At 60.7% G+C, this 22902-nt stretch carries 16 protein-coding genes; 6 read left to right on the top strand and 10 right to left on the bottom strand.

Annotated features, from left to right (window positions below; all coding sequences use genetic code 11):
- Positions 1 to 67 precede the first annotated feature (67 nt).
- Positions 68 to 1132, bottom strand: a complete 1065-nt coding sequence (locus ACSQ26_RS04280; RefSeq protein WP_436006606.1) for an alpha/beta fold hydrolase — start codon at positions 1130 to 1132, stop codon at positions 68 to 70.
- 152 nt (positions 1133 to 1284) lie between these two features.
- On the opposite strand from ACSQ26_RS04280, the gene ACSQ26_RS04285 reads away from it, so the two are divergent.
- Together ACSQ26_RS04285 and ACSQ26_RS04290 are read left to right on the top strand one after the other, a co-directional pair.
- The gene (locus ACSQ26_RS04285) at positions 1285 to 1839 is read left to right on the top strand and encodes an SRPBCC family protein (RefSeq protein ID WP_436006608.1); all 555 of its coding nucleotides are present in this window, start codon (positions 1285 to 1287) and stop codon (positions 1837 to 1839) included.
- 175 nt (positions 1840 to 2014) lie between these two features.
- Positions 2015 to 3706, top strand: a complete 1692-nt coding sequence (locus ACSQ26_RS04290; RefSeq protein ID WP_436006610.1) for a phosphoethanolamine transferase — start codon at positions 2015 to 2017, stop codon at positions 3704 to 3706.
- 150 nt (positions 3707 to 3856) lie between these two features.
- Here ACSQ26_RS04290 and ACSQ26_RS04295 read toward each other — a convergent pair whose 3' ends face one another.
- The 5 genes from ACSQ26_RS04295 to ACSQ26_RS04315 form a co-directional block, all read right to left on the bottom strand.
- Positions 3857 to 4261: a GFA family protein gene (locus ACSQ26_RS04295; protein ID WP_436006612.1), complete on the bottom strand. Its 405-nt coding sequence runs from the start codon at positions 4259 to 4261 to the stop codon at positions 3857 to 3859.
- A gap of 88 nt (positions 4262 to 4349) precedes the next feature.
- The gene (gene carB / locus ACSQ26_RS04300) at positions 4350 to 7838 is read right to left on the bottom strand and encodes a carbamoyl-phosphate synthase large subunit (protein ID WP_436006614.1); all 3489 of its coding nucleotides are present in this window, start codon (positions 7836 to 7838) and stop codon (positions 4350 to 4352) included.
- Between the two features lie 186 nt (positions 7839 to 8024).
- Positions 8025 to 8327 carry a hypothetical protein gene (locus ACSQ26_RS04305; RefSeq protein ID WP_436006616.1) on the bottom strand — a complete coding sequence of 101 codons (303 nt, stop codon included), beginning with the start codon at positions 8325 to 8327 and terminating at the stop codon, positions 8025 to 8027.
- Between the two features lie 152 nt (positions 8328 to 8479).
- On the bottom strand, positions 8480 to 9502 hold the full coding sequence (locus tag ACSQ26_RS04310) for a zinc-dependent alcohol dehydrogenase family protein (RefSeq protein WP_436006618.1): 1023 nt from the start codon (positions 9500 to 9502) through the stop codon (positions 8480 to 8482).
- A gap of 136 nt (positions 9503 to 9638) precedes the next feature.
- Entirely contained in the window at positions 9639 to 12023 is a 2385-nt protein-coding gene (locus tag ACSQ26_RS04315; RefSeq protein WP_436006620.1) for a methyl-accepting chemotaxis protein, read from the bottom strand.
- Between the two features lie 386 nt (positions 12024 to 12409).
- Here ACSQ26_RS04315 and ypfJ point away from each other — a divergent pair, with 386 nt between their 5' ends.
- Positions 12410 to 13324, top strand: coding sequence for a KPN_02809 family neutral zinc metallopeptidase (gene ypfJ / locus ACSQ26_RS04320; protein WP_436006622.1), 915 nt, complete (start codon positions 12410 to 12412; stop codon positions 13322 to 13324).
- Positions 13325 to 13386: 62 nt separating this feature from the next.
- Here the strand turns inward: ypfJ and ACSQ26_RS04325 are convergent, their stop codons facing one another.
- The 3 genes from ACSQ26_RS04325 to ACSQ26_RS04335 form a co-directional block, all read right to left on the bottom strand.
- Positions 13387 to 14325, bottom strand: coding sequence for a heme acquisition protein HasA (locus ACSQ26_RS04325; protein WP_436006624.1), 939 nt, complete (start codon positions 14323 to 14325; stop codon positions 13387 to 13389).
- A 75-nt stretch (positions 14326 to 14400) separates the two neighbouring features.
- A complete protein-coding gene (locus ACSQ26_RS04330) occupies positions 14401 to 16422 on the bottom strand; it encodes a cadherin domain-containing protein (RefSeq protein ID WP_436006626.1) in 2022 nt (673 codons plus the stop codon).
- A gap of 87 nt (positions 16423 to 16509) precedes the next feature.
- Entirely contained in the window at positions 16510 to 17508 is a 999-nt protein-coding gene (locus ACSQ26_RS04335; protein WP_436006628.1) for a calcium-binding protein, read from the bottom strand.
- Positions 17509 to 18031: 523 nt separating this feature from the next.
- Here ACSQ26_RS04335 and ACSQ26_RS04340 point away from each other — a divergent pair.
- The 3 genes from ACSQ26_RS04340 (at position 18032) to ACSQ26_RS04350 (ending at position 21468) form a co-directional block, all read left to right on the top strand.
- The gene (locus ACSQ26_RS04340; protein ID WP_436006630.1) at positions 18032 to 19282 is read left to right on the top strand and encodes a TCR/Tet family MFS transporter; all 1251 of its coding nucleotides are present in this window, start codon (positions 18032 to 18034) and stop codon (positions 19280 to 19282) included.
- 104 nt (positions 19283 to 19386) lie between these two features.
- Positions 19387 to 20775, top strand: coding sequence for an MATE family efflux transporter (locus ACSQ26_RS04345; RefSeq protein ID WP_436015096.1), 1389 nt, complete (start codon positions 19387 to 19389; stop codon positions 20773 to 20775).
- A gap of 51 nt (positions 20776 to 20826) precedes the next feature.
- The gene (locus ACSQ26_RS04350; RefSeq protein ID WP_436006632.1) at positions 20827 to 21468 is read left to right on the top strand and encodes a LysE family translocator; all 642 of its coding nucleotides are present in this window, start codon (positions 20827 to 20829) and stop codon (positions 21466 to 21468) included.
- A gap of 33 nt (positions 21469 to 21501) precedes the next feature.
- Here the strand turns inward: ACSQ26_RS04350 and carA are convergent, their stop codons facing one another.
- Positions 21502 to 22743 carry a glutamine-hydrolyzing carbamoyl-phosphate synthase small subunit gene (gene carA, locus ACSQ26_RS04355; RefSeq protein ID WP_436006634.1) on the bottom strand — a complete coding sequence of 414 codons (1242 nt, stop codon included), beginning with the start codon at positions 22741 to 22743 and terminating at the stop codon, positions 21502 to 21504.
- Between the last annotated feature and the right edge of the window lie 159 nt (positions 22744 to 22902).

Raw genomic sequence — 22902 nt, forward strand, 5'->3', positions numbered from 1 at the left:
TGTTTTGTTTATATAGCAGAGTCCGGGTGGAAAATGCGAGCATTTTTTGCTGCGTGCCGCCCGTGGATCAATGTGTCCGGCGCAGCAGCGCCTGGGGTAGGGGCGTTTCCTGTCCGCCGAGAGACCCTGCGAACTCGGCGATTATATCGGCGACTTCTTCCGGTTTCTCGACATGCGGAATGTGGTTCACATGATCGAGCACGACAAGCGTTGCGCGCGGCAAGAGCGACCGGATGTGCTCGCCCTGGGCAAGCGGGGTGACGCTGTCTTGCCGGCCCCAGACCAGCACGACAGGCCGATCGAACTTTGCGTAATTGGCTGGATCGGCAGCCAGCGACCGGCTTTCGTCGGCGTAGAGCGCTCCGGCCAGCCATTTGGCGGTTTCGCTACTGGTGTTCGTCAACACGAAGGGCTGCTGGTAGAGCGCGATGCGCTTGGCATCGACGATCCGGTCGTCATAGATGAAGTCGCGCAGACCCTTGCTGGTCATCAGCGGATTGGTGAAGGGCGAGGCCGTTAGCGCGCGGCCCAGGACGGGCGCACCGAACAGGCTGGCGATCATGCTTGAGCCGGCTGGATTGTCGAGTCCTAACGCTGCATCGAGCAGCAGCAGGCGTTCGATCCGGTCCGGGGCGGCAAATGCAGCCTCAAGCGTTGCGCCGGCGCCGAAGGAATGGCCCGCAAGAACGAAGGTCCTGAGGCCGAGTGAATCGGCAAAGCCAAGGATAAGACCGGCCTGCGCCTTGCGCGAATAGTCACCATCCCCAGGCCGCTCGGAAAAACCGAATGGCGGCAGGTCAGGCGCGATGACGTAAAAGCCGCGCTTGGCCAGCCTGTCGGCGATCTCGTACCAAGTGTCGGACCACGCGAGCGTGCCGTGGATGAGCAGGATCGGCGTGCCGGTGGGCGGCCCCCAGCTCTTGTAATGGATGTCGAGCCCGGCTGCCTCGATGTAGGTGCCCGGATGCCCATGACGTCCCGGCTCGACCGTCTCGCGAAGGAAAGCCGCGAGCGAATACCAGGCGAGCGCTGCACCAATCACGACTAGGATCGTCGCGGCGCTCAACCCAGCGAAGCGTCGAAGACGCGAAAGAATCGTCACGGGTCGTTTGATGGCAATCGATTGCTGCATGCCCTGAAGTTCCCGATGCGCATTCGCTTACCCTACCGCATACGCCTTAAGACTCTCCTTCGACTGGAACAACGGCTGTTTTGCCAAGGATTTGCTTGCTTGCCGGCGCATTGTTCGTAAATTGATAGCCTTGGCAGCGATGGGGAAAAGATATGCTCACAGTCCTCCTCTATATCGTCGTAATCCTGCTGGCCGTCGCCGTCGTGGTGCTGACATTCGCATCGACGCGGCCCAACGAGTTCTCGGTCAAGCGCACGGCCGAGATCAAGGCTCCCGCCGACACGGTCTTCGCGCTGATCAACGATTTCCGGCAATGGCCGAAATGGTCGCCCTGGGAAAAGCTCGATCCCCATCTCAAGCGGACGCTTTCCGGCGCGGAGGCTGGACGCGGCTCGGTCTATGAATGGGAGGGCGACAAGAAGGTCGGCGCGGGGCGGATGGAAATCCTGGATTCCGTGCCACCCTCGCGCGTGGATATCAAACTGTCATTCCTCAAGCCATTCAAAGCGGAGAACCGTACGGTATTTACCATCACGCCCGTCGGCGGTGCATCGCAGGTGTTGTGGGAAATGACCGGCACCAACAATCTCATGTTCAAGATCATGGGCATGTTCATGAGCATGGACAAAATGGTGGGCGGCGATTTCGAACGCGGCCTCGCCGCGATGAAGGCCGAAGCCGAGCGTGGCCTGTTGACGGAATCCTGATAACTAAAGCGCCAGCATTCCTGGATTGTTGACCGGCTTCGAGAGGGAGAGGTCGGCATCTGAGCGAAGCCGCTTCCTCCATTAGAGTGTCACAAAATTGTCTTGTTGCTCCTGATGTTTGCTGTTAACAGCGGAAAACAAGAGCGCGATGTCGCAAGACCCCTCGGAAGTACCCATGCAAATCTCGACCTCGAAATTGCTGCGCGACGCGGCAATTTTCCTGAGCCTTTACGGGCTTGCTACCGGCATTCTCTACCTTTGCGGCGCCCCGACGCGCATCGCCGCCGTCGCTGGCCTTGCCATTCCTGTTATGGCGATGCCGGCTTGGGGATTTGCGATCCTCTTTCCGCGCTGGGCCTTCATCGGATATGGGCTCTATTTTCTTTGGGCGATGCTCTGGGTCGCCGATTTCTTTTCCGCCGGTTTCGTCATGGCGCGCTACAGCCTGAGCCTCGAGTCGCCGGTGGTTATCGAGGCGCTCTCCAATACAAGCCTGCTCGATGTCAGGGAATATTTCGACGACTCCTGGATGCTGATCGTCGTCATTCTGCTGCTCACGCCACTTTTGGCCTGGCTGCTGACAGCTTTGGTCCGGATATCCGCGAGGAGCTTCGGCCCCGTTCGCTGGCATCGGGCTTTCGTAATGCTGGCGGGTCTGATCCTGATCGTGCTGCCGCTCGCCTATCACGGCAATCCGGTCGTCGCGCGCGCCGACCCCGCGTGGCGCTGGATCAAGTTTTACCAGAAGTATCAGAACGAGCAGAACTATCGCGTTCTGCTGGTCGCCTCGCGCAAGGATGCCGAGAAGCGTCTTCCCGCCTGGAGCCCGCACATTGCCGCCAAGGATCCGAAAACCTTCGTGTTGGTCATTGGGGAAAGCTCCAATCGCTCCGATTGGTCGCTTTACGGCTACAAGCGCAAAACGACGCCGAAACTCGACGCGCTGGCCGGCGAAACGCTGGTTTTCCGCGATGCTGTCTCTTCCTGGGGCAGTACCAACCGCGAAGTCACCCGCATCTTCACCATTGCCGACCATGAAAACGATAACAGTTGGCGCGCGGAGCCAGATGTCCTGGGCCTTGCCAAGGCCGCGGGCTATAAGACCTTCTGGCTCACCAACCAGAATGGTTTTCTGATCAATACCGTTTTCGCCCAACAGGCGGATCAGTTCACAATCGTCAATAATGGTCTCGGCCAGCGCAGCGATACCAGCCTTGACGAGAAACTGCTGCCGGAACTCGACAAGGCCTTGGCAGACCCTGCCGAACGCAAATTCATCGTGCTGCACACGATCGGCTCGCATCAGCATTACCAATTGCGCTATCCGGAGAATTTCGCGGTCTATGACAATGCCGACGACGAGGTCGCGCACGAAATGGCCGCCAAATGGAGCGGGCTTGCGGTTGCTCGCAACCATTACGACGACACCATCCGCTATACCGACTTCATCCTGTCCTCGGTGATATCAAGGCTCAAGGCTGACAAGGTGAAAAACAGCGAAATGCTTTTTCTCTCCGACCACGGGCAGGAAGTTGGCCAGTTAACGGATGTCTGGGGCCACCAGCTCTTTCTGGAATCCGGATTTACCGTGCCAGTGATCCTATGGCTGAAGGATAACCCCGCCCTACTGGCAAAAAAGAGCGAATTGGAACAGCGTCCTTACCAGACGGACCAGATCGATTGGACCATCCTGAAGCGGCTCGACATTGCGACCGCATTCGACCGGCCGGAATACGACGTGACGGGCGAGGGCTTCAAGCCGTGGCAGCGCATGATACGAGGACGGCCCTATATTCCCGGCGTGTCGCATATCGTCATGCCCAAGGACGCCACCCTGCCTGAGGATGAATTACGCGAGCTGAATTGACGGTCCGTGATCGAAACGGCGCGGCTCCGCCCATGAATGGGAAGGCGACAAGACGGTCGGTGCGGGGCGGATGGGAATCCGGGATTCCGTGCCACCCTCGCGCATCGACATCAAATCGCCATTCCTCAAGCCATCCAGGGCCAAGAACCCCTAGAGATAGGATGTGATCTTGGGAGAGTTCTGCCAGTTGTAGTTCAACCCGTCGGCATAGTGGATAGGAAGGCTCGCGAGTTCCTCCGGTGCGACATCGTCGAGGCAGGCAACATTGACGGAGACGAAGGCGCCGCCGATCTGTTCGACATAGCCGTCGCCATAGGCGTGCAGGCCGCAGGTCTTGCAGAAGCGGTGATGACCGCTCATCGTGCCGAACTGGTAGTCGGTCGTGTCGGATTCTTCGCAGAGCAGGCGGAAGGCCTCCGGCTTGACATTGGCGACCCACGAGCGGGACTTGGAGCAGAAGGTGCAGTTGCAGCGGCCAGTGCCGGAGGCGAGATCGACATCGACTTCGTATTTCACTCGGCCGCAATGGCAGCTTCCGCGGTAGGTCTTCAGCATGGCGTCCTCCTGTTCGTTTGATGGAAGAACCTTACTGCATGATGCTGTCAAAAAATGACAGCATCATGCGAAGCTATCAGGTCATTGCTTATGCGAAATAAGCCTGCAGCGGCTTGATGTCCAGGCTGCCGGCCTTGAGTGCCTTGATCGCCTCGGCGGCGGAAAGCGCCCCGGCCATCGTGGTGTAGTAAGGCACCCGTTGCATCAGCGCTGCGCGGCGGAGCGATTTCGAATCCGAGATCGCCTTGTTGCCGTCGGTGGTGTTGATGACGAGCTGGACCTGGCGGTTGCGGATCGCGTCCTCGATATGCGGACGGCCTTCCAGCACCTTGTTGATCTTGGCGGACTGGATGCCGTTCTCGATCAGGAAGCGCTGCGTGCCTGCCGTCGCGAGGACCTTGAAGCCGATCTCGTCGAGCAGGCGGATCGCCGGCAGCACACGTTGCTTGTCGTCATCGCGGACCGAAACGAAGACCGTTCCGGAACGCGGCAGCTCGACGCCGGCGCCGAGCTGGGCCTTGGCGAAGGCCAAAGCGAAATCGGTATCGAGGCCGATGACTTCGCCGGTCGAGCGCATTTCCGGCCCAAGCAGCGTATCGACGCCCGGGAATTTTGCGAAGGGGAACACGGCTTCCTTGACCGCGATGTGCTTCAGCGCGCGCGGGTCGGGCCGCTCCGGCACATAGGCATGGAAGGCGGTGTTGAGCGTTTCGCCAGCCATCACGCGGGCGGCGATCTTGGCGATCGGCGCGCCGATGGTCTTGGCAACGAAGGGCACCGTGCGGGAGGCACGCGGATTGACTTCGAGGATGTAGATCACGCCATCCTTGATGGCATACTGGACATTCATGAAGCCGCCGACATTGAGCGCCTTGGCCAGCATCTTGGTCTGATGTTCGAGTTCGTCGAGAATGTTGGTAGCGAGCGTGCGGGGCGGCAGCGAGCAGGCGCTGTCGCCCGAATGGATGCCTGCTTCCTCGATATGCTCCATGATGCCGCAGATATAGACGTCCTTGCCATCGGAGAGGCAGTCGACGTCGACTTCGATCGCGTTGGTCAGATAGCTGTCGAACAGCAGCGGGTTCTTGCCGAGCAGGGTGTTGATCTGGCCGGTCTTGTCGTTGGGGTAGCGGGCCTTGATATCCTCGGGCACCAATTCCGGCACCGTGTCGAGCAGGTAGGTCTGGAGCTGGCCTTCCGAATGGATGATCTGCATGGCGCGGCCGCCGAGCACGTAGGACGGACGCACGACGAGCGGGAACCCGATCTCGGTGGCGACCAAACGCGACTGTTCGACCGAATAGGCGATGCCGTTCAGCGGCTGCGTGAGGTCGAGCTTCATCAAAAGCTTCTGGAAGCGGTCGCGGTCTTCGGCGAGGTCGATCATATCGGGCGCGGTGCCGAGAATCGGGATGCCGGCGCGTTCCAGCGCATCGGCGAGCTTGAGCGGCGTCTGGCCTCCGAACTGGACGATGACGCCGAGAAGCTCGCCGCGTTCCTGCTCGATCTTGAGGATCTCGATGACGTCTTCGGCCGTCAGCGGCTCGAAATAGAGGCGGTCGGAGGTGTCGTAGTCGGTGGAGACGGTTTCCGGGTTGCAGTTGACCATGATCGCTTCGAAGCCCGCATCCTTCAGCGCGAAGGCGGCGTGGCAGCAGCAATAGTCGAACTCGATGCCCTGGCCGATGCGGTTCGGGCCGCCGCCGAGGATGACAACCTTCTTGCGATCGGAGACCTGGGCTTCCGAACGCGCGGCGCCGACGAAGGGCGTCTCGTAGGTCGAATACATATAAGCGGTGGGTGAGGCGAACTCGGCGGCGCAAGTGTCGATGCGCTTGTAGACCGGGCGGACGTTGAGACGGTTGCGGATCTCCGCCACTTCCTTTGGCCGCTTGTTGGTCAGTGTCGCGAGGCGCGCGTCGGAGAAGCCCATGGCTTTCAGCATGCGCAGGTTCTCGGCGTCGTCGGGCAGGCCGTGCTCACGGATGCGGGCTTCCATATCGACGATCGACTTGATCTGGGAGATGAACCACGGGTCAATCTTGCAGGCGCCGTGGACTTCGTCTTCGCCCATGCCCATGCGGAGCGCCTGTGCGACCTGCCGCAACCGGTCCGGTGTCGGCGTGCCGATCGCGGCGCGGATCGCATTGTGGTCGTCGCTGTCGCCGAGGCCGGGGATTTCGATTTCGTCGAGGCCGGTGAGGCCGGTTTCCAGGCCACGCAGCGCCTTCTGCAGGCTTTCCTGGAAGGTACGGCCGATGGCCATGACTTCGCCGACCGACTTCATGGCGGTGGTCAGCATCGGCGAGGCGCCGGGGAATTTCTCGAAGGCGAAGCGCGGGATCTTGGTCACGACATAGTCGATCGAAGGCTCGAACGAGGCAGGCGTCGCGCCGCCGGTAATGTCGTTGTCGAGTTCGTCGAGCGTGTAGCCGATCGCGAGCTTCGCCGCGATCTTGGCGATCGGGAAGCCGGTGGCCTTGGAGGCGAGTGCCGAGGAGCGCGAGACGCGCGGGTTCATTTCGATGACGACCAGACGGCCATCGGCCGGATTGACGGCGAACTGCACGTTCGAGCCGCCGGTCTCGACGCCGATCTCGCGAAGCACCGCGATCGAGGCGTTGCGCATGATCTGGTATTCCTTGTCGGTCAGCGTCAGCGCCGGCGCGACGGTGATGGAATCGCCCGTATGGACGCCCATCGGATCGATGTTCTCGATCGAGCAGATGATGATGCAATTGTCCGCCTTGTCGCGGACCACTTCCATCTCATATTCCTTCCAGCCCAGCACCGATTCTTCGATCAGTACCTCTGTCGTCGGGGAGGCATCGAGGCCCGAGCCGACGATCTCGAAGAATTCCGAGCGGTTATAGGCAATGCCGCCGCCGGTGCCGCCGAGCGTGAAGGACGGACGGATGATGGCCGGCAGGCCGACGAAATCCATTGCCTGGGCGGCAATCGCCTGGGCATGGCTCATATAGCGCTGCTTGCGGTCGCTCTCGCCGAGGTTCCAGCGGTTTTCCAGCGCGTCGAGGGCGACATCTAGTTCGGCACCGAACAATTCCGATTTCAGCTTGGCGCGTTCGGCCTCATGGGTCTTGCGGTCCAGATCCTTGATATCGGTGGCGTTGGCCAGCATGGATTTCGGGGTTTCGAGGCCGATGCGCTTCATCGCTTCGCGGAACAGCGCGCGGTCTTCGGCCATGTCGATCGCATCGGGCTTGGCGCCGATCATCTCGACATTGTAGCGGTCGAGCACGCCCATGCGGCGGAGCGAGAGCGCGGTGTTGAGCGCGGTCTGGCCGCCCATGGTCGGCAGCAGCGCGTCGGGGCGTTCCTTGGCGATGATCTTGGCGACCACTTCAGGGGTGATCGGCTCGACATAGGTGACGTCGGCGAGATCGGGGTCGGTCATGATCGTGGCGGGGTTGGAATTGACCAGGATGACCCTGTAGCCTTCCTCCCTGAGCGCCTTGCAGGCCTGTGTGCCGGAATAATCGAATTCGCAGGCCTGACCGATCACGATCGGGCCGGCACCAATGATGAGGATCGATTTGATATCCTGGCGCTTCGGCATCTATGCTTCCATCTCAATGGCCTGCGGCAAGAGCCGGCATTCGGTTCTGGGAACCGGCCGGGCGCAGACTGCGGGTGTGTCAAGGCTAGAAGCGGCTTATAGGGAAATGTTTCGCAGAACGGAACCCCGCAAATGCGACAATGGACAGGAAAATGATGTGGCGCAGACGAACTACACGGCTTGATCCTATTGCTCTTCTTTTCGCTTGCGCCCGGTCTCGACTTTTCCGTCGTACCGCTTGCTGAAGATCACCTCTCCCGAAATCGGATCGGTGACGCCTTCCTGCTTTCCATCCAGTTCCTTCAGAGTATGCCGGAACTTGCTCAGATTCCCGGCCATCAAGGGTCGGGCGGCCACGATATCGTCAAAACTATCCCACTCTCCAATGGCGAAGTACCCGCCGTTCGGGGCCTCGACGAGACGTACCCGTCGAAGCCCTTCGAATTCACGTGTCGCTTTTTTTGTACAGCTGTTCGAACTCTTCTTCATGGCCGGGTTTCGGGTGGAACCGCACGACCGCAACTGCTTTTCTCGCCTTGGCTGGTTCCTTCAATTTTTCCTCCAAACATTGGTCAAAGGATGTTTCTGCGCAATCATATCATCCAGAGATAGAAACTGCACGCGAAACAACTGCAAGAGAGCTAGGCTGGCACGACCAGCACCTTCACCTCTCCCGCCCGAGCCGGGTTGCGGACGACTTCCGGCGCTTCATCGAGCGACACCCGGCGGGAGATCAGCTTCTCCACATTGATCGCACCGGATGCGACGAGGTCGGCGGCGCGGCGGTGGACGAAGGGATTGATGAAGGAGCCGAGTACGCGAAGCTCGCGGAACAGGATATCGAACGGCTCGATCTGGACCTTGGCGCCCTGCGGCATGACGCCGAGGATCACTACCGTGCCACCGGCCTTGGCCAACCGCGTCGTCTGCTCCACGGTCTCAGCCACGCCGGCGCATTCGATGACGACATCGACACCGCCCGGCACGAGGCCGTTCGGGCCGGTGATCTCCTCGATGATGTCGGAAGAGGAGGGATCGACGCTTGCGGTCGCACCCAGTTCCTCGGCGAGACGGCGTTTTGATTCCTGCCGGGTCGAGAGGATGACGGTCGTCGCACCGGCCAGCCGTGCAAGCTGGACGACCAGCAGACCGATGACGCCGCCGCCGAGCACGACCACGGATGAGCTCGTCCTGATCTCGGCCATATCCACGCCGTGAAGGCAGCAGGCGAGCGGCTCGCAGAAGGCACCATGCATCGGGTCGAGGTCGAGCGGAATGGAGAAAGCCTGTTTCTGCGGCACGATCACATATTCGGCAAAGCCGCCATCCCGGTGGATGCCGATGGCCTGGAGGTTGCGGCACAGGTTGACGCGGCCGGCCGTGCATTGTGGGCAGCGGCCGCAGGAAATGTTCGGGTCGCCGGTAACGCGGTCGCCGATCTTGAAGCCGGTCACATCGGTGCCGATGGCCTCGATGATGCCGGCGAACTCGTGTCCGATGGTCACGGGCGGCTTGGACGGAAACTCGCCAAGGAGTAGGTGACGGTCCGTGCCGCAGACGCCGCAGGCCTCAACCCGAACCAGCAGATCATCCGGACCGGGCTGCGGCTTCTCCACGTCCCGCACGAAGAGATTTCCGACGGATTCCAGCCGCATGGCCTTCATGAACGTTCCTCCCAATATGCTCAGCTCTGATTGGAGCGGGAAAGCTGCCAAGGGTCAAGCCGCGTTGGAAGGTCGCCACAAATGAAAAGCGGCGGGAAAATCCCGCCGCTCATATGTGCGAATATTTGGAGCGATCCTAGAATTCTTCCCACTCGCCGCCGCTTGGGGCGGAGGCGGCAGGGAAAGCGGCTGCCAGCTTGTTGCCGAGCGCGCGGGCAGGGGAGGCGGCAGGCACTGCGCGGGAGACGGCTGCCGGCGCGATGCGCACCGGGGCCGAGGCCGGCCTGATGGCAGCCGGTCTTGCTGCAACAGGCTGCGAATGCCGGACAGGTTCCACACGGGAGTTCGCGGTGCGGCCGCCGAGATTGAACTGGCCGAGGCGGTTCGACAGCGAGGACACTTCGGTCGCCAGTGTGTGTGCCGCGGCATTGGTTTCCTCGACCATGGCGGCGTTCTGCTGGGTTCCCTGATCCATCTGGTTGACGGCCGTGTTGATTTCCTGGAGCCCGATGGACTGCTCGCGTGCGGCCTGGACGATGGCCTGGACGTTGCTGTTGATCTGCTGGACCTCGACAACGATCATTTCCAGTGCCTGGCCCGTCTCGCCGACGAGGCTGACGCCGCGCTTGACGTGGTCACCCGACGAGGTGATCAAGCCCTTGATCTCCTTCGCCGCGTTGGCGGAGCGCTGGGCAAGTTCGCGGACTTCCTGGGCGACGACGGCAAAACCCTTGCCGGCCTCACCCGCGCGTGCCGCCTCGACACCCGCGTTCAGCGCCAGCAGGTTGGTCTGGAATGCGATCTCGTCGATGACGCCGATGATATTGGAGATCGACTGCGAGGAACGCTCGATCTCGCTCATTGCAGCAACGGCATTGCGAACGACTTCGCCGGATTTTTCGGCGCCGTCCTTGGTCTTGGCAACCAGCGAACCGGCTTCCTCGGCGCGCGTGGTCGAATCCTTGACCGAGGTCGTGATCTGTTCGAGCGCGGCTGCGGTTTCTTCCACTGAGGCGGCCTGCTGCTCGGTCCGGCGTGACAGGTCGTCGGCGGCGGAGCGGATTTCCTTCGAGCCCGATTCGATCGTCGCGGCATTTTCCGAGAAGGAGACGAGCGCTTCCCGCAGCTTTTCGATCGAGCCGTTGAAGTCGTTGCGGATCTGCTCGAGCGCACCGGTGAACGGCTTTTCGAGGCGGATCGTCATATCACCATCGGAGAGCTGCTTCAGGCCGCCGGCGAGTTCGGTGACGGCGAAGCGGACTTCCTCCTCCTGGGCGGATGTGATGCGGGCGCGATCCTCGCGCTCCTTTTCCTGCTGGGCCTGATTGGCATGCGCCTGTGCCTCGAGTTCGACCTTGTGGCGGTTGTTTTCGAGAAGCATCGCGAGCGAGCGGGAGAGATCGCCGATTTCGTCCTTCTTGTCGGCGTCGGACAGCACGACGTCGAGGTCGCCCTTGGCGATCCGGTCGGTCTGGCCGATGACGTTTGAAATGCGGCCAATGAAGCGGCGCGAAATCAGCAGGCCGAGGCCCGCGAGCAGGATTGCCGCAATGGCGGTGACGGCTGCAGCCATCCAGGCCATGTGATAGAGGCCGGCGAAAACCGTGTTCTTCGGGATGGAAACTACAGCGTACCAGTTGTTGTCGGCTGTGAGTTTTACGGCGTAGGCGACGGAGAGGTAAGTCTCGCCATTCGCAAGCGTGGTTTCCTCGACTACGCCGGGATTGGCCATCAGCTTATCCCAGCCCATGGCCATCTCGCCGGCATCCTTGATGGGCTTGCCTGCTAGCTCCTTCACGGGATGGGCGACGATATTCCCAGCGCCAGTGACCAGGCTCAGAAAGCCGTCACCCATAGGCCGGATCGCAGACAGCGCCTCATTGGCGCTGGCGAGCGAAATGTCCATGCCTGCAACGCCCGCCGACTTGCCGTCCAGGAGGATGGCCGTCACAAGCGTCGTAATGAGTTCCGGCTTGCCATTGATCGGATAGATGTATGGTTCGATGACGACAGCCTTCTTCTGGCTGTGGGCGAGAATATAGTAATCGCCGGCGCCGGGCACGGTATAGTCAACCAGCGCCTCGACAATGATTTTATCGCCGCTCTTCACCCAATAGGGGACGTAGCGGCCGGTCTTGTCGTGGCCCTTCTTGCCGACGAATTCTGCATCCTTGCCGTCGAAGGCATTCGGATCCCAGCCCGTCCATACGCCGAGCGCCATCTTGTTGTCCTTGAGCAACGTCTCCAGAAGCCGGTCGGCGCTGGCGCGATCGGCGTTGCCGCCAAGCTTCATCGCGGTGAGCGTGCTCTTGAGGTTGTCGACGGTCTGCATCCCCTGCGCCATGGATTTTTCGATGCCGAGCGCGTTGTTGCTGGCGATCTGGCGCATCTGCTCCAGGCTTGCTTCCTCGGAATCCTTGTAGGCAATGGTGAAAAGCACGCCCGCCGTTGCCAGCGTCGCAACCAGGCCGGAAGCTGCGATCGCAAAGATGTTCCGACCGGTTGCAGATTTGAAAAGCATGAGATGTCCCCCAGGAGATCGGTATGGCGTGCGTTTTTGGGAATGTGGGAAATGAAACGACGCGAAGCGTCGGCAATCCGGCAGACTCATTCTGCTGCCGTGAGGCTAATCGGTGAGAATTAATGAAAGATTGAAATAGTTCTATGGTTTTTGACGTGTAAATGCGGGAATTCTCGTGGGTTCAGCTCAAGTCGGACCTCACCGCAACCAGGCGTGGCATCCAGCGCTCTCAGGCGCCGTTATCTTGCGTTTTGCGAAGGCCCACCGGAACTCACACGGCCCCTTCGCCGTTCCTTCACACCCTAGCCATGGTCGGGCTTTACAAGCTTGCCTCGCCCACGGCTCCGGGTCTATAACCGGCTGGCATACGGAGAGGAAAACCGCCCATGGATCTGAAGGACAGCAGGGAATCCGACAACGTCGAAGACGTGCGCGGAATGGGACGTGGCCCTGGGCCGGGCAGTGACCCCTTCGGCCGGCGTGGGATGAATATTCCCATCGGCAACATGCGCGGCGGCAGCATCGGTTCCATCGTGCTGATCATCATCGTCATCATCGTGCTGCAATTCATGGGCGTGGATGTGAGTTCGCTGCTCGGCGGCGGTTCCGATACGACGACTTCGCGTCCGGGCGACAGCCAGACCGTGCAAACGCAGAATTCCAACGACGAGTCGGCGGTGTTCATCCGCAAGATCCTCGGCGAGACTGAAGATGCCTGGAGGGGCATTTTCGCCGCGAGCGGCGAAAAATATGTCGAGCCCAGGCTGGTGATGTTCAGCGGCCAGGTTCCTTCTGCCTGCGGCATGGCGAGTGCGGCGACCGGTCCGTTCTATTGCCCCAGCGATCAGAAGGTCTATCTCGATACGGCGTTCTTCGATGAAATGCGCAGCCAATTCCAGGCGGAAGGCGACTTCGCCCAGGCCTATGTGATCGCGCACGAGGTGGGGCACCACGTACAGAACCTCACCGGCGTGCTGCCGCAGTTCAACCGCGCGCGGCAGTCGATGAGTGAATCGCAGGCCAATGAAATGTCGGTTCGGGTCGAGCTTCAGGCGGATTGCTATGCCGGAATCTGGGGCCGCTATACCGACCAGAAAGGCATTCTAGAGAAGGGTGACCTCGAAGAGGCCCTCAATGCCGCCAACCAGATTGGCGACGATACACTGCAGAAGCGTTCACAGGGCTATGTCGTGCCGGATTCCTTCACGCACGGAACGGCTGCCCAGCGCGCCAAGTGGTTCCGTCGCGGTTTCGACACGGGTAGGGTAGACGCCTGCAACACATTGTCCGGCCCGATTTGAGCCGGGCCCGGGCCGGCCGCTGCGAAAACATGGCTGGAAACGCAGCGGTCGACCCGGTTCAGTCACAGTACGAAATCTCTTTCGTGCAGTGACAAGAGGCTGTCGAACTGAATGGCAAAGTCTGCATTGCCGTCTCCGTCGACGTCGCCGTAGAGCATCGTCGTATCCAAGGAGACCTCGAAGCGAAGCTCGCCCGCCTTGCCTGAAAACGCAGCTTCACCAATGAAATCGAATGCATCGTTGGTGCTTGAGCCGATTTCGGCATCGATCCTCTTCAGATTGATCCGATCACCGGCAGCACCATCAAAGGCAGATATGGTATCCATATCACTCAAAGTCGAGGCCTCCACGGACTTGTACACAAAAATATCCCTGCCTTGGTTGCCAGATAGTATATCCGCTCCCAAGCCGCCGTTGATCTGGTCGTTACCATTACCCCCCGACAGTTTGTCGTCGCCAGCGAGGCCATTCAGCCTATCGGCCTTGCGCCCGCCGGCGAACGCATCGGCGCCATCGCCTCCGCTGAATGTTACGGCGTTTTTGGCGAGATAATTCAGGAACGCACCGGCATCACCGGTCATCATGCCGTAGAGAATGTCGTGCACCTTGTCGTTCTGTGCGCTGTTCAGGCCCAGGCCCGAAAAGCTGAGATCCGTCTCGTCCAGGCTCATTTTGGAACGGGTGACGCCGCTTGACGATGTGACGCCGCCCAATCCCGTGCCGAACGACAATGTGTCCAGCTTGCCGGTCAGCGTGTGGCTGGAGAGATCATAGGTGAGGGCGCCGCCTGCCAGGAGTGCTGCTCCTTCGCTATAGATCATGGTTCCGCTCTGCTTGTCCTCGGCGACGCCATACTGTTTGGACTTGTTGAACGTGTCGCGGAAATAGCCGAAATTGCCCGCGCCGGTATCGAATGTCGAAGGCATCTGGTCGAGATAGCTGCCATTGCCCGAATTGACGTTGACGCCCTCGGCCGACTGCATGGTGATCTTGATTGTCATCCCGGATTCCTTGTTTTGCACGCGCGATCGTGCGGGCGGACTGCAACACCCGCCCGCGCCGATTTCGTCAGGTCATCAAAGGTCGAAATGTTCGGCCTCGAGCTTCATCGCGTCATCGAGATGAATGATGAAATCGGCCCTGCCGTCGCCATTGGTATCGCCCTGGATCCAGGTGTCGGATTTTTCCTTGACGACGCGCAGTTCGCCCGCCTTGTCATGGAAGCCCTGGCCGCCGATGAAGCTGAACGCCTGGTCGTTGGCCTTCCTGCCATTGGCGTCGATGGCGGAGAGATCGATGGTGTCGCCGTCCGCGACCACGAAATCATAGATCGTGTCGGCTTCGGTTTTCGTCTTGCCGGTATCGCCCTTGGCGAAGACGAAGATGTCGGCATCCGCGCCGCCATAGAGCTTGTCGGCGCCCTGGCCGCCGTCGATGGTGTCGGCACCTTCGCCGCCCTTGAGGGTGTCCTTGTCCCTGCCACCGTCGGCCGTGTCGTCGAAGATCGTGCCGGTAAAGCTGTCCTTACCGCCCGAGCCGATGAAGTCCTGGGCGTAGGATGAGAGCAACGCCTTGACGAATTCGATTTCAGACGGCGAGTTGCCATCCGAGCCATGCATCCAGGCCGACGCCATGGCGTTGGTTTCGCCATAGATGCGGTCGAGCAGGTTCGAGCCGTTGCTCAGGTCGAGGCCGGTGATCGAAAGTTCGGTCTCGGTCATCTCGCCGTTATCGTTGTTGCCGAAGGCCAGCGAATTGACGGTGCCGCCGACGACATGCACGTCCTCGCCGCTTTCGGGATCGGTCCACCAATAGGCGAGGTCCGAACCCTTGAGCGAGATCAGGCCGTCGCCATCGTCATAGGTATAGAGATATTCCGACGACGTATCCGGTGCGAATGTCACGCCGTTCGGCAGGTTGGCGGTGACCTTTTCATAGGCGGCTTGGATGTAGGTGTTCCAGTTGACTCCGCCATTGGACTTGGCAAGCGCGGTCGCGGCATCGATGGTGATGCGGCCGCGTGCCGTATCGCCGGTTTCGGCCGCGTCCAGGACATGCACCTCGTAGGTCTTGTCCTGAGTATTGCCATTTGCATCGGTCGCCCGGACCGTGACCGAATGCAGGTCCTCGGTCTCGTGATCCAGTTCGCCCTTCGTCGTCAGATAATAGCGCGTGACGCCGTCCACCGTGCGGGTCTTGATCTCGAACATGCCATCCGCATCGTCGAGCAGCGTGGCTGTAAGAGGCGTGGCTCTATCGTCGAAATTGACGAAGAAGCCGATCTCGGTGCCTGCGTCAACGTTTTCCATGACGCTGACATAGTTCTTGCCGGTGGGCGAAGCGGCCATCAGCATCAGTTCGTCGGTAGACTGCACGTTGATGGTTTCGGTCGTCTCGTTGCCCGCCGAATCCGTTGCCTTGACCACCAGATCGTAAACGCCGTTGACCGCCGCATTGCCCTCGAAGTTAAGGGGCTGTTTCAGCACGACGCTGACCGTGCCGTCGTCATTGGTCTTCAGGCTGAAGAAGTCGTCATTGTCACCTTGACCGGCCACCAGAGACCAGGTGATAGCGTCGCCGTCAGGATCGGTCGCCGAGAGCGTGCCGACCACTGAGCCTGCGCGAGCAGCTTCCGAGACGATGGCATTGGATATGCCGAGGTCGACAGGGGCCTGGTTGAGGTCTTCCTCCACCGGCACGTCGACCGCTTCGAAGAAGTCGTAGATCGAGGAATCGTCGAGGCCAGCGTCGAAGGAGAGGTCGAGATCGCCGCCGAGATCGAAATCGGAGAAATCTATCGCCGCGATCGAGACAAGCTGGAAGGTGAAGCTGGTGGCTCCTGCCGCATAGAGACCCAGATTGTAGCTTGAGGACGTCGCGCCGTTATCAGTGCTGTAGGCGATAAGGTCTTCGAGATAGTTGCCGTTCTGATCGACGATATTGAGAGGAATCGAGAGATATACGTCCGCGAGAGTGTGGCCGACGCTGGTGACAGTGACGCTCGCCAGGACGGTTCCCGCGGGCGTTTCGTCGGCTAGTTCCGCATATTCGATCGTGACGGTCGTGCCGTTCTCGCTGGTGAAGGTCGTCGTGGTCATCTCGGTTCCTGCTGATGAAATGGTGCGTGGCCGGAAGGCCGTTTCGAGTGAATGGCCGGCCGCCCAACGGGCGGGCGGCCGAGCGCGTTAGAAGATGAAGTCGCCGGCGTTCAGCGTGCCGTTGAGCGTCGTGATATTCACGGCGAAGTCGGCCGTGGTGTCCCCCGTCGTGTCGGCATAGACAAAGCCACCCGAAACCCAGGCCTTGTTGGCGGCCGCGACGCCTCCAGCTGAGAAACCAGTCAAGTTGAGTGCATCCAGATCCAACTTGTCGACCGAGGTCGAAATGCCACCGGCATCGAAGACGGCGATCGTGTCGTTTGCACCAACAGCACTGTCGCCTGCCGCCGAGAACACGAAGATGTCGGCATCGTCGCCACCGATGAGTGTATCGACGCCCGCGCCGCCATTGAGGATATCGGTACCCTTGCCGGCGTCGATCGTATCATTGCCGGCTTCACCGAGCACCGTGTCGTTGCCATCATTGCCGTTGATGGTGTCGGCGCCGCCGCCGCCGGCCAGCGTGTCGTTGCCGGCATTGCCGTGAAGCGTATCGGCCGAGTTTCCGGCCTGATAGAGATCGTTGCCGCTGTTGCCCTGGAAGATGACCGATTGCGAATTGAGATAGGCTTCGAGGTAGGACTCGTCGCCGTTCATCAGGTTGTAGAGGATTTCGTGGGTGTCGTCGGTCTGCGCCGTTCCCGTGATGCCAAGGCTTGTGATGGTGAAAGCCGAGGTGCCAACAGAGATAGAGCCGGTCGTCAGGCCCGGCGCCACCGACGATACGCCATTGATACCGTCGCCAAAGGCGAGCGTATCGATGGAGCCCGAAAGCGTGTTGGTCATCAGATTGTAGGTCATGTTGCCGCCGGCGACGAAGGCGTTGCCGTCATCGACATACGCATCGAGATCGGCATCGTCTGATGTCGCGATGCCGTATTGGGAGGCGTTGGTGAAGGAGTTGTAGAAGTAGCCGAACCTGCCGGTCATCGAGTTGAAATTGTCGTTGACCGTGTCGAGATAGTTCGTAGCGCCGTAATTGACGTTGACGCCGGCAGTGGAGTTGACCGAAATCGTAATTGTCATGATTGTGCCTCCTTGATGATTGCCCCCAAGCACCCTTGGCCGGGTGCCGGACACAGTGGGAGGCGTTCGCAAGGTCGGCGGTCGGGATGGATGGCCATCGTTCAGTCCTGTTCGCTGGGGTGGGGTCGCGAAGCGAATGGATGGCTGGCATGCGGGCGCGCCCAAGCGGCCCCGGACAAGGCATCCCGAGGCAGGCGTTCTCACATCTCGCTGTCGATCGTTGGATCGGATTTCGCTGGCAATATGGCTTCAGAAGCGAGTGCTTCGAGCGGCTGGCTCAACCCATGCATGTCAACTATTTTACATGATAAAAAGAGTCAACTTATTTTTCATCAATTCTGGAGATGGGTTCAACCACCGGATTTGATCGGGGTTGCGGAAAAGCCTCATCGCCCTCAAAGCTGGTGCGTGTGCCGCGACAGAACGCTCTCTACTCCTTGAACCGCGGCAATTTTTCCATTAGAAGGCGGTCTGTTCATTTTATGTTCCGCAATTCTACGCGCGGGTAATTCGGACGTTTGCCATGATCGATGAAAAACGCGCCCGCCGCGGGCTCGCGCTGGTATTCTTTATTCTGCTTTTGGACATGATGGGCATCGCGCTGATCATGCCCGTCATGCCGGCCTATCTGAAGGAACTGACCGGCGCCGACGCGACCCAGGGCGTGATGGAAGGCAGCTGGCTGTTCATCGTCTATTCGCTGATGCAGCTGTTGTTCGGCACGTTCATCGGCAATCTCTCCGATCGTTTCGGTCGCCGCCCGATCCTCCTCGCCTCGGTGCTGACTTTCGCCATCGACAATCTGATCTGCGCCATGGCCGGCAGCTACTGGATATTATTCGTCGGCCGCGTGCTGGCGGGCATTTCGGGCGCCAGCTACGCGACGGCCTCGGCCTATGTCGCCGACATCTCGACTGACGAGACGCGTGCGAAGAATTTCGGGCTTGTCGGCATTTCCTTCGGCGTCGGCTTCACGCTTGGGCCTGTGATCGGCGGCCTGCTCGGCGAGTTCGGCCCGCGTGTGCCCTTCTATGTGGCGGCGGGACTGGCCTTCCTCAATTTCGTCGTTGCTGCTTTCCTGCTGCCCGAGACGCTTGAGCGGCATCAGCGCCGCAAGTTCGAATGGAAGCGTGCCAATCCGCTCGGCGGGCTGCTGCAGCTTAGGAAGTATCACGGCATCGGCTGGATCGTGACCGTCATGTTCCTGTTCTGGTTGGCGCATGTGGTCTATCCAGTCGTCTGGCCATTCGTTTCGGACTACCGTTATGGCTGGGGTCCGCTGATGATCAGTCTGTCGCTCGGTGCCTTCGGCGTCATGAGCGCCGTGGTGATGGGCCTGGCTTTGCCGCAGATCGTCAAGCGCTATGGAGAGTGGAACACATCGGTGATCGGCCTGGTCTTCTGTGCCGTCGGCTTCCTCGGCTATACCTTCGCCTGGGAAGGCTGGATGGTGTTCGTCGTCATCCTGGTCGCCTGTCTCGAAGGTATTTCCGACCCGGCGCTCAGGGCGATCACCTCGGCCGGCGTGCCGTCGTCGGAGCAGGGCGACCTGCAGGGCACGCTGACGAGCCTTTCGAGCGTCACCTCGATCGTCGGGCCTTTGATGTTCTCCTATATCTTCGCGACCTTCTCCGGCCCCGGTGCCTCGGTCCACTTTCCCGGAGCGCCCTATTTCGTCGCCGCCCTGATGACTGCGGCGGGCCTCGCGATCTTCGTGCTCAAGGTGCCGCATTGGCGCGGCACGGGCGAAATGGCGGCTGCAACCCATCACTGAAGGTGATGGTGGTTATGAATGTTTGAGTTGAGTGGGCTTCCACAGGTGGCGTTACGGGATGTTCTCCCTTATCAGGTCGCCTTTGTGAGGAGACAGGTGCCGTGATGGCCGAGATTGCCGAAAGAAATGTTCTCGTAGCGAAAGGCAGTGGCTGGAAAAGCCATTTCGTCGAGACGCTCGCGCTCGGCCTGCCGCTGATCGGCGCGCAGCTGGCGCAGAACGGCATTCATGTCACCGACATCGTGATCATCGGCCGCATCGGCACCAACGAGCTTGCGGCAATGGTGCTCGCGGCGCAGTTCTATTTCACCATCTTCATCTTCGGTTCCGGCTTTGCGGCCGCCGTGGTGCCGCTTGCGGCGCAGGCCTTTGCGCGTGGCGACATACAACAGGTTCGCCGCGCGACGCGCATGGGCCTGTGGGTCGTGATGGCCTTCTCGGCGCTGACCATGCCGATCGTTCTTCTTTCGGAACCCGTGCTGCTTGCGCTCGGCCAGGATCCACATGTGGCGCAGCTTGCGGCGAGCTATCTGCAAATCGCCGGATGGAGCATGTTCCCCGCCCTCGGCTTCATGGTGCTGCGGTCCTTCCTGAGCGCGGTGGGCCGCGCCGGCTTTGTGCTTTATGTGACGCTGATCATCCTCGTGGTGAATGCCGCCTTCGCCTATGCGCTGGTTCTCGGTCATTTCGGCATGCCGGCGCTGGGGCTGCGCGGCGCGGCGATGGTGGCGCTCGGCGTCAACATCCTGAGCCTTGTGCTGACGATCTGGTACATCCACACCAAGGCCGATCTTCAGCGCTTCGAGATCTTCGTGCGTTTCTGGCGTCCGGATTGGCATGTGCTGAAGGAGGTCTTCAATCTCGGCCTGCCGATCAGCTTCACCATTCTCGCCGAGGTCAGCCTCTTCACCGTTGCGTCGCTCCTCATGGGATGGATCGGCACCGCCGAGCTCGCCGCCCATGGCATTGCGCTTCAATGCGCGTCGCTCGCCTTCATGATCCCGCTCGGCCTGGCGCAAGCCGCGACCGTGCGGGTCGGCGTTGCCGCGGGTGCCAACGATCGCGAGGCGCTGATCCGGGCGTCCTGGGTCGTCGTGACGATCTCCGCTGGAATCGCGGTGATCGGCGGGCTGGCTTTCTCCATCTTCCCGGCTTTCTTTGCAGGGCTTTTCCTCGACCGGACGAAGGACGATGCGACGACAGTGCTCGGGTTCGCCACGACCTTCGTCATCGTCGCCGGTGTCTTCCAGCTGGTCGATGGCCTGCAGGCGATCGGCGCGGGGTTGCTGCGCGGCATCAAGGACACAAGCATACCGATGATCCTCGCCCTGATTTCCTATTGGGGGATCGGCTTTGTGCTGGCTTATGTCCTGGCATTTCCGCTGGGTTGGGGCGGCATCGGCATCTGGCTGGGCTTCGTATTCGGCCTGCTGGCCGCGTCGTTCTTGCTGCTCGGAAGATTCGTTATTCTCGTTCGCCGGATGGAAGTGTGACGTCGGCGTGGCTGGCGCCGTGACAGCCAGCGTCATATGGAGGAATTCGCGATGCCCGATATTGTCATTCTCCTGACCATTGCCGGGGCGCTCGCCATCGGTGCGATGAGCCCGGGTCCGAGCTTCGTTCTCGTCTCGCGCGTGGCGGTTACCGCTTCCAGACCCAATGGGCTTGCGGCTGCGCTCGGGATGGGGGTCGGCGGTGCCACGTTCGGCATGCTGGCGCTCGCGGGGCTGAGCGCCCTGCTCCAGCAGGTCGAGTGGCTTCATCTCGCACTCAAGATCGTCGGCGGGCTCTATCTCGTCTATCTCGGCATCCGCATCTGGCGGAGCGCTACGACGCCACTTGTCATGGATGAAATGGGGGCGGGCAGGAAGAGATCGGCCGCTCGTTCGTTCTGGCTCGGACTGGTCACCCAACTCAGCAATCCGAAGACCGCGATCTATTATGCGAGTATTTTCGCGGCGCTCCTGCCGGCGAAGCCTGCGCCATGGTTGATGTTCGCATTGCCGCCACTGATCTTCCTGATCGAGACCGGCTGGTATGCGATCGTGGCGCTGGCCTTTTCCTCCAGCGGTCCGCGCGCGGCGTATCTCAGGTCCAAGACCTGGGTGGATCGGGTGGCCGGCGCCGTTCTCGGCGCACTCGGCGCGCGGCTTCTGGTCGATGGACTTCCATCCCGAGCCACATAAAGAGAAGGGAGGCCTGAGCCTCCCTTTCGTCTGTCAGCGCTCGGCCAATGCCGGTTCGCCCTTCTTTTCCTTGATCAGGTTGAGGAACCTGCGGAACAGGTAGTGGCTGTCCTGCGGGCCGGGCGATGCTTCGGGGTGGTGCTGTACCGAGAAGACCGGTTTGCCTGATACGCGCAGGCCGCAATTGGTGCCGTCGAACAGCGAGACATGGGTTTCCTCTACGCCTGATGGCAGCGACTTCGACGAGACGGCAAAACCGTGGTTCATCGAGACGATCTCGACCTTGCCCGTCGTATAGTCCTTGACCGGATGGTTGGCGCCGTGATGGCCCTGATGCATCTTCTCGGTCCTGGCGCCGAGCGCCAGGCCGAGCATCTGGTGGCCGAGGCAGATGCCGAAGAGAGGGATGTCGGTGCCGATCAGGTCCCTGATGACAGGGACGGCATAGATGCCGGTCGCTGCCGGGTCGCCGGGGCCGTTCGACAGGAAGATGCCGTCCGGCTTCTGCGCCAGCACTTCCTCGGTCGAGGCGGTGGCCGGCATGACGGTAACCTTGCAATCGAGGCCAGCAAACAGCCGCAGGATGTTACGCTTGACGCCGAAATCGAGGCAGACGACGTGATACTTAGCCTCGGTTTCCGAAAGCTCCGAATAGCCCTCGTTCCACACCCAGGGCTTCTCACTCCAGCGCGAGGACTGGCCCGAGGTTGCTTCCTTGGCCAGGTCGAGGCCTTCGAGCCCGCTCCACGCCTTGGCTTCCTGCTTCAGCACCTCGATATCGAAGACGCCGCTGGGATCATGTGCGATCACCGCGTTGGGCATGCCGTTTTCGCGGATCCACGATGTCAGCGCGCGCGTATCGATGCCGCAGAGACCGATAATGCCGCGTGCCTTCAGCCAGGTATCGAGATGCTTGGCGGCGCGGTAGTTCGACGGGTCGGTGATGTCGGCCTTGAAGATCACGCCGACCGCGCCGCGGCGGGCCGCCGGCGTCAGGTCCTCGATGTCCTCGTCATTGGTGCCGATATTGCCGATATGCGGAAAGGTGAAGGTGACGATCTGGCCGAGATAGGACGGGTCGGTCAGGATTTCCTGGTAGCCGGTGAGCGCCGTGTTGAAACAGACCTCGGCCTGGGTTCGTCCCGTAGCACCAATTCCCTTGCCTTCGATGACGGTGCCATCGGCGAGTACGAGTAGGGCAGTGGGCTTTTCCCGGGTCCATCCTTGGGTCATGGTTCTCCATTCCGGCGCGGCTCGCGATATTGCGGGCGCCATTTGCTCGCGAAAAAAGGCGCACGGATCATCATCCGGCGTTGCCAATTTTCCCCATTGTTCTGGTTGAGGCCGGAAAATAGTGAATGACGCTTTCGCGGTCAATGTGTGGAGCACTTTTCTCACTTATTAAAAGACGAGCAATTTCAATCGATTATTGAA

This window comes from Rhizobium sp. LjRoot254 (genome assembly GCF_964254105.1).
Lineage (GTDB): Bacteria > Pseudomonadota > Alphaproteobacteria > Rhizobiales > Rhizobiaceae > Rhizobium_E.